The organism is Brevibacillus parabrevis, assembly GCF_022701015.1.
GTDB classification, from domain to species: Bacteria; Bacillota; Bacilli; order Brevibacillales; family Brevibacillaceae; genus Brevibacillus; species Brevibacillus parabrevis.
Genome location: NZ_CP064090.1, coordinates 3596230 through 3613555, shown reverse-complemented (window position 1 = coordinate 3613555; position 17326 = coordinate 3596230). Strand labels below are relative to the sequence as shown.

At 51.7% G+C, this 17326-nt stretch carries 16 protein-coding genes and 3 tRNA genes; 2 read left to right on the top strand and 17 right to left on the bottom strand.

Annotation, left to right across the window (positions count from 1 at the left end; all coding sequences use genetic code 11):
• Positions 1–4 precede the first annotated feature (4 nt).
• The 6 genes from IRJ17_RS17415 to IRJ17_RS17390 all read right to left on the bottom strand — a co-directional run bounded on the left by IRJ17_RS17415 (position 5) and on the right by IRJ17_RS17390 (position 5668).
• Positions 5–1162, bottom strand: coding sequence for a M20 peptidase aminoacylase family protein (locus tag IRJ17_RS17415; RefSeq protein ID WP_242771224.1), 1158 nt, complete (start codon positions 1160–1162; stop codon positions 5–7).
• A gap of 43 nt (positions 1163–1205) precedes the next feature.
• Positions 1206–2561: an LLM class flavin-dependent oxidoreductase gene (locus tag IRJ17_RS17410; protein WP_242771222.1), complete on the bottom strand. Its 1356-nt coding sequence runs from the start codon at positions 2559–2561 to the stop codon at positions 1206–1208.
• Positions 2562–2616: 55 nt separating this feature from the next.
• On the bottom strand, positions 2617–3459 hold the full coding sequence (locus IRJ17_RS17405; protein ID WP_122965448.1) for a MetQ/NlpA family ABC transporter substrate-binding protein: 843 nt from the start codon (positions 3457–3459) through the stop codon (positions 2617–2619).
• 34 nt (positions 3460–3493) lie between these two features.
• Positions 3494–4144: a methionine ABC transporter permease gene (locus IRJ17_RS17400; RefSeq protein WP_242775295.1), complete on the bottom strand. Its 651-nt coding sequence runs from the start codon at positions 4142–4144 to the stop codon at positions 3494–3496.
• Positions 4144–5166, bottom strand: a complete 1023-nt coding sequence (locus IRJ17_RS17395) for a methionine ABC transporter ATP-binding protein (protein ID WP_141254259.1) — start codon at positions 5164–5166, stop codon at positions 4144–4146. Before IRJ17_RS17395 ends, IRJ17_RS17400 begins: the two co-directional genes overlap by 1 nt.
• A 241-nt stretch (positions 5167–5407) precedes the next feature.
• Positions 5408–5668, bottom strand: a complete 261-nt coding sequence (locus tag IRJ17_RS17390) for a glutaredoxin family protein (RefSeq protein ID WP_233454211.1) — start codon at positions 5666–5668, stop codon at positions 5408–5410.
• A gap of 377 nt (positions 5669–6045) precedes the next feature.
• On the opposite strand from IRJ17_RS17390, the gene IRJ17_RS17385 reads away from it, so the two are divergent.
• A complete protein-coding gene (locus tag IRJ17_RS17385; RefSeq protein WP_173599510.1) occupies positions 6046–7059 on the top strand; it encodes an LLM class flavin-dependent oxidoreductase in 1014 nt (337 codons plus the stop codon).
• A 171-nt stretch (positions 7060–7230) separates the two neighbouring features.
• Here the strand turns inward: IRJ17_RS17385 and IRJ17_RS17380 are convergent, their stop codons facing one another.
• The 6 genes from IRJ17_RS17380 to IRJ17_RS17360 all read right to left on the bottom strand — a co-directional run bounded on the left by IRJ17_RS17380 (position 7231) and on the right by IRJ17_RS17360 (position 13793).
• The gene (locus tag IRJ17_RS17380; RefSeq protein WP_242771220.1) at positions 7231–8586 is read right to left on the bottom strand and encodes an LLM class flavin-dependent oxidoreductase; all 1356 of its coding nucleotides are present in this window, start codon (positions 8584–8586) and stop codon (positions 7231–7233) included.
• Between the two features lie 190 nt (positions 8587–8776).
• Positions 8777–9241, bottom strand: a complete 465-nt coding sequence (ybaK, locus tag IRJ17_RS17375; RefSeq protein WP_122965498.1) for a Cys-tRNA(Pro) deacylase — start codon at positions 9239–9241, stop codon at positions 8777–8779.
• A gap of 178 nt (positions 9242–9419) precedes the next feature.
• Positions 9420–10406 carry an ABC transporter substrate-binding protein gene (locus IRJ17_RS17370; protein ID WP_242771218.1) on the bottom strand — a complete coding sequence of 329 codons (987 nt, stop codon included), beginning with the start codon at positions 10404–10406 and terminating at the stop codon, positions 9420–9422.
• 253 nt (positions 10407–10659) lie between these two features.
• Positions 10660–11646, bottom strand: a complete 987-nt coding sequence (locus IRJ17_RS17365; RefSeq protein WP_242771216.1) for a helix-turn-helix transcriptional regulator — start codon at positions 11644–11646, stop codon at positions 10660–10662.
• A gap of 142 nt (positions 11647–11788) precedes the next feature.
• Positions 11789–11914, bottom strand: a complete 126-nt coding sequence (locus IRJ17_RS28200; RefSeq protein ID WP_278189443.1) for a hypothetical protein — start codon at positions 11912–11914, stop codon at positions 11789–11791.
• Positions 11915–11975: 61 nt separating this feature from the next.
• Positions 11976–13793, bottom strand: a complete 1818-nt coding sequence (locus IRJ17_RS17360; protein ID WP_242771214.1) for an APC family permease — start codon at positions 13791–13793, stop codon at positions 11976–11978.
• 1111 nt (positions 13794–14904) lie between these two features.
• On the opposite strand from IRJ17_RS17360, the gene IRJ17_RS17355 reads away from it, so the two are divergent.
• Positions 14905–15111 (top strand): hypothetical protein, encoded by a 207-nt coding sequence (locus IRJ17_RS17355; protein ID WP_141254257.1) that lies wholly within the window; start codon positions 14905–14907, stop codon positions 15109–15111.
• A gap of 723 nt (positions 15112–15834) precedes the next feature.
• Here the strand turns inward: IRJ17_RS17355 and IRJ17_RS17350 are convergent.
• The 5 genes from IRJ17_RS17350 to IRJ17_RS17330 form a co-directional block, all read right to left on the bottom strand.
• Positions 15835–15908, bottom strand: a tRNA-Gly gene (locus tag IRJ17_RS17350).
• A 131-nt stretch (positions 15909–16039) separates the two neighbouring features.
• Positions 16040–16426, bottom strand: coding sequence for an MATE family efflux transporter (locus IRJ17_RS17345; protein ID WP_242771212.1), 387 nt, complete (start codon positions 16424–16426; stop codon positions 16040–16042).
• Positions 16427–16685: 259 nt separating this feature from the next.
• A tRNA-Leu gene (locus tag IRJ17_RS17340) sits at positions 16686–16767 on the bottom strand.
• A 49-nt stretch (positions 16768–16816) separates the two neighbouring features.
• Positions 16817–16901: transfer RNA gene (locus IRJ17_RS17335), tRNA-Tyr, on the bottom strand.
• Positions 16902–17006: 105 nt separating this feature from the next.
• Positions 17007–17318, bottom strand: coding sequence for a hypothetical protein (locus IRJ17_RS17330; protein ID WP_217021217.1), 312 nt, complete (start codon positions 17316–17318; stop codon positions 17007–17009).
• Positions 17319–17326 lie beyond the last annotated feature (8 nt).

The window sequence follows — 17326 nt, the reverse complement described above, 5'->3', positions numbered from 1 at the left end:
ACTCTCACCCGCCTTTCAGAGCACGCCAGGCCAGCTCGGCAAAATAGTTCGCGCTGATCGCAATCGCCCGTTCATCTACGGTAAATCCGGGATGATGCCATTCGTTTGTCCCGGATGTTCCGACGAAAACGAACACGCCGGGAATTTTTTGCTGATAATAGGCGAAATCTTCCCCTGCGGCGGACGGCTCAGGCGTGACGACTTGCAAGCCGAGCTTCTCCGCTGTTTCGGCCGCCAGTTTGGTCAAAGGGCCGTCGTTTTGCACGGAAGGCGGGCCTTTGAACCAGCGCAGGCTCACTTTCGCCCCGTATGCCGCAGCGACTCCCTCGATGATCGCCCGAATGCGCCCCGGGATTTTCTGCCGGACTTCCTCCTGAAACGTGCGGACTGTGCCGCCGAGAGCGACCTTATCCGGGATCACGTTCCAGGTCGTCCCTCCGTGGATCGTCGTCACGCTGACAACCGCATTTTCCAGCGGGCTGACGTTGCGGCTGACAATCGATTGCAGCGCGGTCACGATCTGCGATGCGGCGACAATCGGATCGATTCCGGCGTGAGGAATTGCCGCGTGTGTACCAAGCCCTTCCACCTCGATATCGAAGCCATCGACACTCGCCATCAACGCTCCCGGCTTGATCCCGACGGTCCCGACTTCCAGATCAGGTTTGTTGTGCAGCCCGAAGATCGCTGTCACGCCGTCCAAAGCGCCCTTTTCCATCAAAAGCGCGGCGCCCGTACCTTTTTCTTCTGCCGGCTGAAACAGCAGACGCACCGTTCCGGGCAGCTTTTCCTCCTGCTGCTTTAGCAAAAAAGCAGCGCCCAGGATGACGGCGGTGTGAAAGTCGTGCCCGCAAGCGTGCATGTTTCCGACGATGGTCGAGGCATAGGGCAGCCCCGTCTCCTCCTGAATCGGCAACGCGTCGATGTCGGCGCGCAAGGCGATCACAGGGCCAGCGTTTTTGCCCCCGATTTCCGCCACGACACCTGTTGCCAGCGGCAGCTCGATCAGGCGAATCCCCGCTTCTGTCAGCCACTCCCGAATCGAACGGGTCGTTTCAAATTCTTCGTAGGCCACTTCCGGGTATTGATGCAACTGTCTGCGAATCGCGATCAGCTTCTGCTCCCAATCGGTTCGTGTCAGCTCCTGCGTTTCTGTGCTCATCCTGAACCTCTCCTTTCTTCTGTCACCTGACCTGCTGCTACGTTCAGGACTCGACTTCGCTTAATGCCCGGCTGCGCACGGCCAAGCGGTTGTACGGTTTTTCCAGCCCGAGATGCTCCCGCAGCGTATCGCCCTCGTAATCGTGGCGATACAAGCCTCTTTCCTGCAACAGCGGGATGACTTTGTCCACGAAAGCTTCCAAACCTTGCGGCAAAACTGGAGCGATAAACATGAAGCCGTCTGCCGCCCCTTGGGTAAACCACTTTTCCAGTACGTCGGCAATTTGTTCCGGCGTGCCGATCAGCTCGCGATTGGGGCCGCCTTCGAGCAGGGCGTACAACTCGCGCAAAGTCGGATTTTTTTGGCGGATCAAATCTGTCATCCACTCAAAATGACTTTGAATCCCGTTGTCTTGCGGGAACTCCACTTCTTTTGCCGGGGTGTCCAGCGAGTATTTGCTGAAATCGACCTTGCCCAAGTAGCCGGACAAAAAGCGCAGCCCTTGCTCCGGCAAAAGCAAGTCGTGCAGACGGCGGTGGATCGCTTCCGCTTCTTCCTTCGTATCCGCGACGATCGGCGAAATGCCTTGCAAAATATGCAGCTGGTCAGGCGTGCGGCCGTAATCGGCCAGCTTGCTTTTCAAGCTGCGGTAAAATGCTTTGGCGCGTTCAAAATCTTTGACATGCGAGAAGACCACTTCGGCGGTACGCGCTGCCAGCCTTTGTCCTGGCTCAGACGCGCCTGCCTGCACGATAACGGGTTGCCCCTGTCTCGATCGGCCGATATTCAGCGGCCCCTGGACCGAATAGTACGTTCCTTTGTAATGGAGTCGATGCAGCTTATTCGGGTCGAAAAAGACGCCCGTTTCCTTGTCCTGGACAAAAGCGTCGTCTTCCCAGGAATCCCACAAGCCTTGAACGACATCGATGAACTCCTCAGCCCACTCGTAACGGTGATCGTGCTCCAGGTGGTTATTGCGGCTGAAATTGCGTCCCGTTTCCCCGGTAGCGTCTCCGGTCGTCACCATGTTCCAGCCCGCGCGGCCGTTGCTGATGTGGTCGACGGAGGCGAACAGGCGCGCGAGATTGTACGGTTCGTAATACGTGGTCGACGCTGTGGCGACCAAGCCGATTTTACTGGTCGCGCCAGCGAGTGCGGCGAGCAATGTCGTCGGCTCGAAACGGTTCAAAATATTCGGGTGCGAGTCTTCGTTCACCGCCAGGCTATCCGCGATGAATGCGATGTCGAACTTGCCCCGCTCGGCTGTCTGCGCCAAATATTTGTAGTATTCGATGTCAATGCTGGCATTTTTTCGCGCTTCCGGCAGACGCCAGGAGGCGACGTGAATCCCGGTCCCTACCAGATAGGCGGACAAGTGAATCTGTCTTTTTTGCGGCATGGCACTGCTCCCCTTCCTCCTGCATAAAATTTGCTGCCTTGCTGTTCAAACGGCTTTACGGCTTGCTTTTAAACGCGTCTTTGAAGTTTTTCAACTCCTCGACCGTCACTTGTGTCGGAATGTAGTTTCCTTTGTAAGTCTGGGTGATAAAATCCGATACTTCTTTCGATTGGTACACGGCGACCAGCTTTTTCAACTCTTCGCGGTTCTCGTTTTGCTTGGTGGTCGCGATCACGTTAATGTACGGCTTGGCGGTTTTGCTTTCGTGAAAAATGGAGTCTTTGAGCAAAAAGCCCGCTTCGACCGCCGTCCCGTTGTTGATGATCGAAGCGGCCACGTCTTTCATGACGCGCGGCGTAGTCGCCGGATCGACCGGAACGATTTCCAGCTTTTTCGGATTTTCTTTGATTTTGTCTTGGCCGCCGAAGCCGTCAAAGTTGTCAACGACTTTGATCAAGCCCGCTTCCTGGAGCAAAAGCAGCGAGCGGCCCCAGTTGGAATCGTCGTTCGGCAGGGCGATTTTTGCCCCGTCCGGGATTTCTTCGATTTTCTTGTACTTGTCGGAGTAAATGCCCAACGGCGCGATGATCGTCGAGCCGACGGGAACGATTTCCGAGTTGTTTTTCGTATTGAACTGATCGAGAAAAGCGACGTGCTGGAAAGCGTTGGCGTCGATCTCGCCTTCCAACAGCACCGTATTCGGGTTGACGTTGGCATTGAATTGCACCAGTTCGATGGCAAGCCCTTGTTTGGCAGCCTGCTCCTTCACGAACTCCCACGTCCGCGATTCCGAGCCGCGAATCCCGATTTTCAAGCTTTTTTGGTCTGCTGCGCTTCCGCACCCTGCCGCGACAATCGTCACGAGGGTCAGCAGTATGGAAATGGCGAGCTTTTTCATCGTTGGTTCTCTCCTGTCTTTTGCGAGGTTTCGATTAATTTCGGCGAATTTTCCGGGCGAACACGTTGCCCAATGATTGAATACCCTGGACGAGCACGACCAAAATGATGACCGTTGCCACAATCGTGATCGTGCTGAAGCGTTGGTACCCGTATGTAATCGCCAGGTCGCCAATTCCTCCACCGCCAACCGCTCCGGCCATCGCCGTTGCACCAATCAGTCCGATCGTTGCAGTCGTAATGCTGAGGATCAAAGACCCGAGCGTCTCGGGAATGAGGAAGCGGAAAATGATTTGCAGCGGAGTCGCTCCCATCGCCTCGGCTGCTTCAATAATGCCGGGATTGATTTCCAGCAGCGAGTTTTCCACCAAGCGGGCGATGTACGGCCCCGTGTAGATCACGAGCGGAACAATCGCCGCGGTCGTCCCGATGGACGTTCCCACCACCAGACGTGTGAACGGAATAATCGCCACCAGCAAAATAATGAACGGCACAGAACGCAGCACGTTGATCACCGGATTCAAGGCCGAGAAGATCGCCAAATTTTCCAAAATGTGCCCTTTTCTGGTGACGACGAGCAAAATGCCGAGCGGCAAACCGATCACGGTCGCAAACACCAGTGACACACTTACCATGTAGACCGTTTCATACAGCGCCTGAAAAACTTGCTCAGAACTGACTTCCATCACGAAACAATCTCCTTCACCGTCACATTTTGTTGCTGAATGTAGTGATACGCGCGGGCTATGTCCGCCTCGTTGCCAGCAAGCTCCACGATCAGATTGCCAAAAGGCACGCCCGCAAGCTCTGTGATGCTGCCAAACAGTACGTTCACGTCGCTGTTGAAGCGTTTCGCCACCTGGGAGAGCATCGGCTGTCCCGTACTTTCGCCGATGAAGTGAATCTTGATAATTTTCGACTTGCCCCGTTTGGCTGCGAGCAGCTTGTGCACGCTTGGCGGAATATCATCGCGCACGACTGATTTGACAAAATTGCGTGCCACTTCCGTCTGCGGATTGGCAAAAACATCGAGGACGCTACCTTGCTCGACAACCGCCCCATGCTCCATGACGGCCACGCGATTGCAAATCTCCTTGATGACGTTCATCTCATGCGTGATCATCAAGATCGTGATGTTGTACTCTTTGTTCACGCGCTGCAACAGTTGCAAGATCGATTCGGTCGTCTGCGGGTCGAGTGCGGATGTCGCCTCGTCGCTCAACAAAATCGAAGGGTTGGTCGCAAGAGCGCGGGCGATGCCGACACGCTGCTTCTGGCCGCCGGAGAGCTGGTTCGGGTAACTGCCCGCTTTGTCCGTCAAACCGACGAAAGACAGCAGCTCATCGACGCGCTCGCGAATCTGTTTTTTCGGCGTGTCGCCGAGCACCAGCGGCATCGCTACATTGTCAAACACGGTTTTGGTCTCCAGCAGATTGAATTGCTGAAAAATCATGCCGATGTTTTTCTTGACGCTTCTCAGCTCTTTGACCGAAAGCTTGCTCAAGTCTTTTCCGTCGACAATGACGGAGCCAGCTGTGGGACGCTCCAGCAAATTGACGGTGCGCAGCAAGGTGCTTTTTCCTGCCCCGCTAAAGCCGATGACGCCAAAAATGTCGCCTTTTTCCACCGTGAGCGTGACGTCTTTCAACGCTTCGACGGTTTTGCCGCCGCTTTCAAACGTTTTGCTTACTTGCTGAAAAGCGATCATGCCCTCTTTCGCCTCGCTCGGGCTGCCAGCCGGCGACTGCTCCTTCCAAACCGCCGCTCCGATTCCCATCCAATCTCCTCCTAGCCAAGCTGACTTTTTCTTTGGAAACACGTCGGGACTTTTTCCTGAAAAGGAATGTGACCGCAAGCGGTCTGTCGCCTTATCGATCCGGTTATGGGAAGTTGCTTCCGCTGCCTTTTGTCTTTTGTGCGGTTGTTCGGGCCGGGAAGCAACTAACGAACTAACGATCCAGGAGGGACTCCAGCCGATCCAGCTGGTTGTAGAGCAAGGCTTCATATTTCCCCTCGCCGCCAATCTCCACCAGCGGAATCAAGCGCGTGCCGTACTTGACTTCCAAAACGTCGCGCAGCACGTCTTTTCCTGCTACATCGATCCATTCGTACAGCTGGTTGTTCGTTTCCAAAATAGCTTTCACATTTTCACAATAGGAGCAACCTTCTCGCCCCCACACGACGACTTTTTTCTCCTGTCCATCAGACACTTCCATTCCCTCCCTATCTTCTCGCTGCTTTTTCTCTCCGTCTCCGGTAAACAAAAAGACTTCCTGCTGTATGATGCCAAGCAGGAAGCCTCTCCAGTGGTCTGGTCGATGACTTTTCAAATTCTTATCGGATTACTAGGGATATTATCATCCCCAATCTGTTTCGTCAACGGATTTTTTCGCCATAGATTCAGTGTATATTCCATGCGCATTTTTCACGATTGCATTGACAGCGGCATACGTTATCGTTAAAATCCGAGTAAACAACTAAGGAAATAAGCTGACTGGACCACCAGAAGCCCCTTCGCGATTTTTGCTTGCAAGGGGCTTTTTGTGTTTGCTTGACCTTAGAATCGCATCGTTAGGGGAGAGAAACCGTGGCACTTACTTTGAGCATTCTCGATCAAAGTCCGATTCAAGAAGGAGAAACAGCAACAGAAGCCTTCCAGCACACGATTGAACTGGTGCAAAAGGCGGAAGCGTGGGGCTATCATCGGTTCTGGGTGGCGGAGCATCACGACCTCGATCATGTCGTCGGCTCATCGCCGGAGGTGCTGATCGCTCATCTGTTGGCCAAAACAAGCCGCATCCGCATCGGCTCAGGCGGCGTCATGCTCCAGCATTACAGTCCTTATAAAGTAGCGGAAAATTTTCACGTCCTCGCTTCTCTCGCTCCGGGGCGGATCGATCTCGGGATCGGCCGCGCGCCGGGTGGACTGCCGCTCTCGACCAAGGCGTTGCAGCAGCCGGGAGCATCCGGCTCCTCTCTCGAAGAAAAGCTCGCGGAGCTTGAGCTGTTCCTGCACGACGAGCTTCATCCGGCACACCCGCTGTACGGCTTGAAAGCAGTGCCGATTCCGGATGAGCCAGTCGGGATCTACTTGCTGGGCACGAGCGTAGCCAGCGCACAGCTTGCCGCAGAGCGCGGAGTCCCGTATGTGTTCGCGCTGTTTATCAACCAGGACGAGACGGTTTGCCAAGCCGCCTTTGCCGCGTACCGACAGCAGTTTCGCCCTGGCAAACGGGCCACTCCGCTTGCGATCCTGGCTGTTTCCGTCATTGTCGCGCCAAGCGAGGAAGAAGCCGCCCAGCTTGCCGCCGATACGAAAGTGGCCAAAATTCATCTGAAAAGCGGGAAAATCGTCACGGTCACGAGTTTGAAAAAGGCGGAAGAGTATGGGCAGCAATCCGACGAGGACTACACGATTGAAGTAAAGGAAGCGAATGTCATTGCCGGCACAAAAGAGTCGGTGCGCGAAAAGCTGTTGGCCATCGCTTCCAAGCATCAGGTAGAGGAATTGATCATCCATACCCCGATCAAGCCATTCCAGAAGCGCTTGCTGTCTTACGAGCTGTTGCAGGAAGCCTTTCTCGAATTAACGGTCAAGTAATGGGAATACGCCTTGCCTTGCCTTATTTCCATCGATGAAAAAGCTCCTTCTGATGCCTTTGGCGCGAGAAGGAGCTTTTTTTGCCATGAAAAAAGCCTGCAGGGCTGGATGAAATGCTCCCGCAGACTCATGTCCTGATTAGCTCTTTTCCATCGGCAGATGCTTTGTGCTTTACGAATAATGGACGTCTGCTGCATCCGGCTTTTTGCCTTGTTCCAGCGCATAGCGATTGGCGGGAACAGAAATCCCGAGATGACCGCGCAGCGTGTCCGCCTCATATTCGGTGCGGAACAAGCCTCGCTCTTGCAAAATCGGGACAACCAGCTCGACGAAATCGTCCAAGGCACGCGGGACATTCGCCTGAACAATGAATCCGTCTGCCGCTTTTTGCAAAAACCAATGCTCAATCAGATTGGCAATATGCTCGGGAGTGCCGATGAACTCGCCTTCCGGTGTCGCCGTGTAGAGCGCGGTTTGGCGCAGCGTCCAGTTTTCTTCCCTCGCCTTTTGCTTAATTTTGTCTGTCGTGCTGCGGAAGCTGTTGCTGCCTACCTCGCCCAGCTCTGGAAACGGTTCGTCCAGCGGATATTGGGAGAAATCATGGTGGTCAAAAAATCGGCCCAAATAATGCAGCGCCTGCTCAATGCCGATCAGACTGGCAAGCTCCGCGTGCTTGCGCCTGGCTTCCTCTGGCGTTTTGCCGATGATCGGGTTGATCCCGGGGAAAATCAGGATGTCGTCTTCGCTTCGGCCATAGGCTGCCGCCCGCTCTTTTACTTCCCGATAAAAACGCCGGGCGTCCTCAAGCGTTTCCTGCCCGGTAAAGACGGCGTCCGCAGACTTGGCTGCCAGCTCTTTGCCGCTTTCTGAGGAGCCTGCCTGAAAAATAACGGGTTGCCCTTGACTGGACCTGGCGATATTGAGCGGGCCTTGCACAGCAAAAAACTCCCCTTGATGATCCAGGCGATGCATTTTCGCCGGATCGAAAAAGACGCCTGTTTGTTTGTCCCGCACGAAGGCGTCGTCCTCCCACGAATCCCACAGTCCTTTTGCCACCGTCAAATATTCCTCGGCGATCCGGTAGCGCAAGGCGTGGTCCGGGTGCGGTTTGTTGCCGTAATTTTTCGCTGACCCTTCCAAGGGAGAAGTGACTACGTTCCAGCCTGCGCGGCCGCCGCTGATCAGATCGAGCGAGGCGAATTGCCGGGCTACCGTAAACGGCTCGCTGTAGGAAGTCGACACCGTGCCCACCAATCCGATCTTTCCCGTGACCCCGGCCAAAGCCGACAAAATCGAAATCGGCTCAAAGCGGTTCAAAAAATGCGGCAGCGATTTTTCGTTAATATACAAGCCATCCGCGACGAAGACGAGATCAAACTTCCCCGCCTCTACCTTTTGCGCTTGCTGGCTGTAAAAAGCGAAGCTGACACTCGCATCCGCCTGCACATCCGGGTGCCTCCATGCTCCCATATGGCCGCCGATCCCGTGGATCATGGCTCCGAGCTTTAGCTGTCTTTTTTGTCCCATCGTCTCTCCTCCTCAATCCTACACCGTCGGCATTGGTGTTACCCGCTTTTTTTGGACGCAAAAAGGCCCCTGTAGCGAACAGGAGCCTTTGGTTGACCAATCGGCGGTAACAGATTTTCTCCGTTTAGATTATTACTATTATTCCGATGTGTCAATGAGGTTTTGGAAATCCAGACAAGACAAGAGCCTTTTATTCACTTGGCGCTCCGGAAACGTCAGCCAGCCGCCCTTTTGTCGCTTGGAGCAAACCAGCCACATCCAGCTCAATCTGCATGCCGATCTGTCCGCCGCTGACGATGATCCGCCCCATCTGTTCGGCGCTGCTGTCGACGATCGTCGTGAACAGTTTTTTCATCCCCACGGGCGAACAGCCGCCGCGCACGTACCCGGTTACAGCGGTAATGTCCTTCACCGGGATCATTTCGATTTTTTTCTCGCCAACCGCTTTTGCCGCCTTTTTCAAGTCCAGCTCGGCTTCCACGGGAATGACGAATACGTAGTAAGCACGGCTCGTCCCTTGGGAAACTAATGTTTTGTAGACGACACCCGCTTCCCTGCCGATTTTTTGCGCCACGGAAATTCCGTCAATTTTTCCGTCGTCCGTCTGGTAGGTCAGCATGGCATATTCGATCTTTTCTTTCTCCAAGATTCGCATCGCATTCGTTTTTCCTTGCTTGGCCACGACTCGTTCCACTCCATTTCCAGTCCAGTTGAATTAAAACAAGTGTACCGAATATAGGCGAAAAGCAAAAGCCAAAAACGAAAACGCCACTGCCTGGGCAATAGCGCTTTCGCTGGTTCACGTCGAGAGCGGACGCGATTCGGTCAGGAGATTACTGGCCCATCGCCTGCATGATGTCTTCGATCCCTTGAATTTTGGCAAGCGCCATCGGGCCAGGCAAAGACGGGTCTTTCAGCTCGTACACATGATTGTTTTTCACCGCGTTCAGGCTGTTCCACACTTTGTTGTCTTTCAGAGCGGCTTTGACTCCTCCGGCGATCGGCGTTTGCCAGTTGTTGATCACAAACAGATGATCCGGGTTCAAAGCGGCCAGACTTTCAATGGAAAGCTGCCCTTGCGCCTGGCTGCCATCCACGCGTTTCAGACCGAGGCCGACGTAAAACGGGTCAAACCGTCCGTCGTTCCATGTCGTGAACGTATCTTTTTCATTGTACATCACAAACATGACCGACTCCTGACTGCGAAACGCCAGCTTCTCCTTGTATTCCGCCGATTTGCGGTCGAAATCCGCCAAGACGCTCTTCGCCTTGTCTTCCTTGCCGATGACCTGTGCGATTTGTTCCAACGTCTCGCGCCAATCGCCAGCCTGGGGAAGGATGACGGTCGGTGCGATCCGCGACAAGCTTTCGTATTGATCTGTCATGTCATTCGCCGCGATAATTACGTCCGGCGCCATCGCCAGCAGCTTTTCCAGATCGACCTCCATGCCGAGATCCGCGATGTCTTTGTTTTCCAACCGCTTGCTCAGGACGGGAAAATTGCGCTGGATCGTCGCCACGCCTTGTGCGGCGATCGGATACTCGTCCAAAACCGCGAGATAATCCACGAAGGCAATGTACGGCGTGGCGATTTTCAACGGCTTTTGCGGAATGACCGTTTCGCCAGCCAAATGCTTGATTGTTTTCGGATAGGCGACTGCGGTTGCGGTGTTATCCTGCGTGGTCGCGGCCGCAGTAGTGGCTGTCTGGTTGCTTTGCTCCCCTGGCGCTGCTTTCTCGCTGCTTCCGTTGCTGCATCCTGTCACGAGCAAAGCCGCGAGGAACACGAGTTTGAACCAAAATGAGGAATTTTTTGCCATGCGTTTGTCTCTCTCCTTTTTGTGTCGATCCTTCATCTGGCAGGAAATACACACGATAATATGTGAATGAATATCATTATCACTAAAAGGTAAGATACTAAACATCGCCAGTCCGTTCCACCACCAGACGGACTACTTTGCTGGTTGTACGGATATCCTTTTCACAAAAAAACCGGGACGAGCCTCGCTGCACGAAAAAAACCGCCCGACGCCCACATGTTAGGCATCGAACGGCTGCTCATCCCTATCCTTTTTACTGCTTCGCCCAAGCAGCTGTCTGTCTGACAAAAGCTCCCGGATTCACTCCGTACTTCTCCCGAAACGCTTCGGCGAAGTAGCTCGTGTTCGAGTAACCGACAGCGCTTGCCGTCTCGGTGACGTTCATGTCGCCCGACTGGAGCAGCTGCCACGCCTTCTCCAGCCGTTTTTCGCGCAAAAAGCCGAACACCGTGTTGTTGTACATAGCCTTGAAGCCGACCTTCAGCTTGTAATCGTTCAAGCCGATCATGCGGGACAAGGCAAGCAGCGACGGCGGCTCTGCCATGTTTTCCACGACAATGTCTCTCGCCAGCCGGATTTTTTCCCGATCGCTTTTGGAGAGACTGTCCGCCTCCGGGTTTAATTCCGTCAAAAAAGAACGAAAAGCCATCGAGAAAAGCTCCAAAGCCCCGCATTGCAGCTCCAGATTCCTCGTTCGCGGCTGCAACGCTCCCTGAATCAAGCGCTCGGCGACAACCGTAGCCGCCGGCGAGATTTTTTCTTGCCAAATCCGAAAAGGCGACTGCCCGAGAACTTGCGAGAACTCTACGTCCGTCCCCCCTTCCGCGTCGGCCATGAACTCGCGGAAAGTCGTCACCGGAATCCCGATGCCCAGCATGTAAAACGGATCGTCCCGCCTGTATTCGAAAGCCGCCTCAAACTGCCCCATAAATTGCAGCGAGCACGTTCCGGTCGTAAACTCATGCTGTCTGCCCTTGATATGCAGGGCACGAGCGCCTTGCATGCAAAAATTCAGCTCCACCATCGGGGCTGTCGTTTGCACGGAAAGCTGCTGCTCGCGATAAAAGGCGTGCTTCGCGACCACAAGCTCGATATCGTTGCGCGGGATCACCCGGCGGATATAGCCTTCTCCCTCGCTTGCGGGCACAGCGGCTTGATCCTGCTCGTTTCCGTGAGGCGCTTGTACGCCGAGCCGCTCTACATAAGACTGAAAGTTGTCATGGAAGTTTGCCGCACTCATTTTGCATGCACCTCAAGCCCAAATTCATCCAGTTCGATGATAATTATTCTCATTATTATACTGGATGAAGCTGTTTTTGGCTACCGATCAAGTGCATGGGAACGGGTGGGTGCTCGCAAGACAACCGCCCACAAAAAAGAGATTACGCCTGGGGATCGGGCAAAATTTTTGCCTGCGATTTGTCGCGCAGCAAAAGCTCAAAGCCCTTGTCCACGATATCGCCAAGCGCGATTTTTGCCTGCCCATGTTCATCGCCACACAAACACAAAAAGAAAAACCTTGATCTCTCAAGGTTTTTCATCGGATGCATGCAGCAATTACTCTGTACTTCATTTCTTTAATCGATACGGAACTGTAGCGATTTTTACATCTTGGCGGGCGAACAAATACGCTCGGATCAATAAACTCGTCTGGTTATGCAACAAATTATGCCACCAGCGCTTCGTAATAAACTGCGGAATCATGACAGTCACATGATCCGTCTCTGCCTTTTTCCACTCCACCGTGTCAATAAACTTAAACAGCGGCCTAATAATACTGCGATAATGCGAACGCAAGATAATCAAGCGCACTCCGGGATTCCACAGCGCCCACTTCTCCTCCATTTTTTTCATGTCTTCATCGCTGAACCCGACGTAGACAGCGACAATGTCGTCTGACAGGGACTGAGCGTAACTAATCGTATTTTTAACCACCTGCGAAATCCCGGCCACCGGAATCACGATGACGCTCCCTTTTGGATCGGGTTTTTCTGTTTGGATATCAAGTCGCAACTCATCTGCCAGCTCTCGATAATGCTGGTTAATTTTCCGGAAGATGAAAATAACGATAGGAAGGAATACAAAAATCGACCATACTTGCGACAGTTTCGTCACCAAAAAGATCAGGCAAATCGTCAACGTCGTTAGCATTCCCAACGTATTAATGAGAAAAGGCGTCAGCCACCCAGGCGGTTTTTTCGAAATCCAGCGTTTCATCATACCTGCCTGTGACAAAGTAAACGGGATAAAGACCCCTAGCGCATACAAAGGAATGAGGTTTTCCGTTTCTCCTTCAAAAGCAATCACCAAAATGGCGGAAAGGATCGCCAAAAAGATGATCCCGTTTGAAAACCCAAGACGATCTCCCCGGACCATGAACATATTTGGCATAAATCTGTCTTTGGCTAACATAAAGGCGAGTAACGGAAAGGCCGCAAAAGCCGTATTGGCGGCCAGAAATAAAATAAGCGCAGTGACCGTTTGAATCGAGTAATACATGATTCCACGTCCAAAAACCGCCGAAGCGATTTGAGATACCACCGTTTCCGCTCGTCTTGGCGAAATCCCGTACAAATACGCCAGCAAGCTAATGCCCATGAACATGACGCCAAGGATCAGTCCCATCAACAAAAGCGTCGCTGCGGCATTTTTCGGTGCTGGCTCCTTGAAGTTAGGAATGGCATTTGACACGGCTTCTACTCCTGTTAATGCCGAACAGCCTGAGCTGAATGCCCTCAAAAGCAAAAATAACGTGATACCCGGAACAACGGCCCCATATTCAGGGGGATGCGCTTGGACATTTCCCGCGATCCATTGATACCCGCCGCCAATAATTAACGCAAGAATAGCGATGACAAACAAATAGACAGGATACATTAAAACCGTTGCGGATTCTGTTATTCCGCGTAAATTTAGTACCGTTACGATGGCAATCATGAACAGGGCAATCAGCACACGATGGTCATGCAGCACGGGAAATGCCGAAGTAATCGCGTCTGTGGAAGCAGACGTACTAACCGCAACCGTTAAAATGTAGTCCACAAGTAACGAGCCGCCCGCAACCAGGCCGGAAGTGGTTCCCAAATTGTCCTTTGCGACAATGTATGCCCCGCCGCCTGTTGTGTAGGCAAAGATGGTTTGGCGGTAAGACAAAATGAGTATGGTCAAAAGACCGATCACCGCAATCGATATCGGGATAGAGTACCACATTGCTGCCGCACCCAACGTAATCAACACGATGAGAATCTGTTCGGTCCCGTAAGCGACAGAAGACAGGGCATCAGACGAAAGAACAGCCAAAGCTTTGACTTTATTTAACTTTTCTGCGGCAAGCTCGCTTGATTTCATGGGTCTACCGAGTAAAAATCGCTTAAATTCCGATATCATGCGTGTTCCCCTATCCAGCGTTTTCTTGGTAGTTTTCCCATTGTTACGATTAAAATTAGTTTGTTTTGTTGTTGGTGTTATCTTGCTGTCGCCTAATTTGCAAGCTCCCTCCGCTCGCTGCTTCCAGATTCTTTTCCAAACCCAAACGGAAGGCCCCTCGTCGCATCCTCCTTCTAGATCTTCACCGTGGCACGAGACTCAGTCTGCTGGCCAAGTAAAATAGGCGCCAGAACACGCCTCATGTAACAGTGCAAACCTGGCAACATTCCTTTTTTTGATATCAGCTGCTTGATTTCCGTTTCGATCTTGCTGATGGCTGCCAGGATATCGGTAATCTGTTTGGTAGGTCTTTCTCTTCATCCTTGTTTCTCCCCGCCTTCTCCCCCTTTGTGGCAACAAAAGCCCAGGTCAGATCGGGACGCGCTGTCAGTCTTGTTGGCAAAAGAAAAAGGAGCCGCAATTGCAGCTCCCTACTACTGTTCTGTTAAGGACTCACCTGGATTATTTGCTGTACAGAAAAGCACTTCCGATGTCAGTGGAATTATCATTTGTTTTGATCTGAACTGAAATACTGTCCCCAACTTCAAGCGGTTGTGTCAATAACCCGAGTTGGAAAGTGATTTCACCGTTAGCGTCAGTGACTGGCAACATCACGTTTGTCGTGGTTGCGGTGAATGGCATGCCAGATGGAGAACCGCCAATGAACATCCCGTACGCTTCTGGAGTATTGATATCGCTTTGAGTCAAAGTGATATCAAATGTAAACTGATAGCCCTGAATCGGATTGCCGTTTTGATCGTTTGCTGTAACTGTAATCGTCCGTGGAACAGAATCCTCTCCAAACGAAGAGTCAATGACAGCTGTTGAATTAGCTGCACTAATTACTGCTGGTCCGCTATTCTCGTCTTATGCCTTCTCTATCTGTCGGTTTTATAACGAGCCTTCACCGTGCAGGCGGCTTTCGTCGCACACGGCGATCAGTCAACGGATGATAAGTTAGAGCTTAACAACGGGCATAAAAATCTTAGCACCATTCAGGTGCTTTTTGCTAGTGTTTATTTTCTGAAATGACAAGTTTTTTGATGAATAGGGAGCCGTAACAGCAGCCCCCATGAAAAAAGCCTTCTCGCTTTTGGAAAAGGCCCTCTGTGCGATTCTCTACTATTTTCTTAATCCAGCTAGACCAGCAGGCGAAATCTTCCCCAGCGCCTTGCTTGTCAACCTGATTCCTGCTGTCGTAAGCATTCTAACCACTGTCTCCCTCGCTACTGTTCATCCGGACAGACCCGTCATGATCAGCAGACAAGTGAGCAGATGAAAGTCGCTTGTTACTGTTTACAAAAAGTCATGCGGTGTCCCAATGTGTACTCTGGTTAAACTCAGTTGTTGCAGCAGCGGCCTGTGCTGTTGTCAGATCCCTTCGATGTCGATACGCGTCATACTGTTGGATTACCCACAAATCGGTGGGCTATTTAATCAAACAAACGCGCCTTTAGGTAGTACCTCCTTGCTTTCCAACTATTCTTTCATCAATATTGTGCTAAACCAATTAAAAACCTGTTAGAATTGCCTTATTTATTTAGACACCCTACACTAATTACCAAGAACTTAGGAAAATAGGGCGCTTGGACTGCTTGATGCTGATATCATTATATTGAGGTGATTCGATGACGATGAGCAAGAAAGGGGCCACCATTAACTTTTAACCTGATTGGAACTCATTTGAGACTAAGAAGTATTTAATTCGCTTGCCGTTTTGTTAAGCTCTTGGCTGTTTGACAGATTGCCTCTTGTGGCGTCATTTCATGGTCGCACCGTCTGTCCAGAGGTTCTTTTTTCAAAGATGAAGCACATCATCTTTCGACATTTCGCAGAAATCGTATTAACCAAAACGTAGCATGGTCAGGCACTGAATTTGTTTTCTTCCGGGAGAGTGGAACGACCGTCCCCAAAACATATTGCCCCCTCCCCTCACCCCAAACTCTCACCCACACAAAAAGAAAAAACCTTGATCCCTCAAGGTTTTCACGCATTACCTCTATGGAGCGGGTGATGGGAATCGAACCCACGCTACTAGCTTGGGAAGCTAGAGTTCTACCATTGAACTACACCCGCAAGTTCACTTTTCTCCATCAAGTCACACATCCCGCAGCAACAACCGCAACAATGAGAAAAGTTACTCACTTCAAATATTTAACAATAATAAGTATACCGCCTCCCCATCCTTTTGTCCACCCCTGCCCCGCTCACGAATGCGGGCGATTGGGAATCGTTGCGCCTGCGATTAAAAACACCACCAGAAAGGCTCCCGCCATCCGCAGAGTGTAAATATAAGGAAGGACAACATCGCCAATGTCTGCGACCAAAAAAGGGGCGAAATATTGGATGCACGCCCATGAAGAAACGAGAAAAACGAGCGAACCAGAAAACGAAATTTTCACAAACCGCGATATTTCCGTCGAGTGATCATCCACCCTTGTCATATAGGCATAAAACGCATAGAGTGGCAGCACCAAAGCTAATCCCGTCGCCGCCCAGGAAAGATAGCCGAACACAAACCTCGCGATCAGATACGATATGACTAAAAAGATAACACCAAGAACAGCTCCCACAATGTACTCCCACTTATTCATACAGCCCTCTCTTCCCTTGCCAGCAACTCAAAAGTAAACGATTACTATTGTACCAAATATCCCCATAATCTGGCGAAATTTTCGAAGTTCATGTGGTATTCCTATAGTTTCTTGTGGTTTCACGAGGTTCTTGTGACGTTTTGGAGCAATTTCTTGAGCGTTTATTGCGCCATGCATTATGCACTTAAATTTCTGACCGCCGCCACAAGCAAACAAAAAAACTCTCGGAACAAACACTCCAAGAGTTATCTTTCAGATATGGTGCCGGTGAAGGGACTTGAACCCCCACGGTTTCCCTCACGATTTTGAGTCGCGCGCGTCTGCCATTCCGCCACACCGGCATGTAGAAAACTGTAGTTACATACTAGCACATTTCTGCTAGAAAATCAATGGTGGGGAGAGACGGATTCGAACCGCCGAACCCGGAGGGAGCAGATTTACAGTCTGCCGTGTTTAGCCACTTCACTATCTCCCCAGCTGAATAACGTGCGCCTCTTCCTTACCGCTTGCGCTTGTCCGAGACGACGTTATTTACTCTATCATGGACCACAAGTTTCGTCAATAGGTTTTTCTCATTTTCTTACGGGCTTACGACATGCTTTAAAATATCTTGTGCCCATTGTTGAAAAACAGCAAGCGCCTGCTCCACCTCCCCAAACGAAAGTTGCTCCTCACAGGAGTAGTCCGGAAAGTCCAGGATGCGGTTTTTACGAATCATGACGTGGTCTGCCTCGCATTTGATCTCCAAAAAATAAGGCACAGACTCATCTACACCAAAGCGATTTTCCAAAAATTCATAGGTGCGCACCCACTCTAAAATCCGCACTTCGGAAGGCTCCAGACGCAAAACTTGCTCCAGGGACATGATCGTTTCGTTTCCGTAATAATGCATCCAATCTC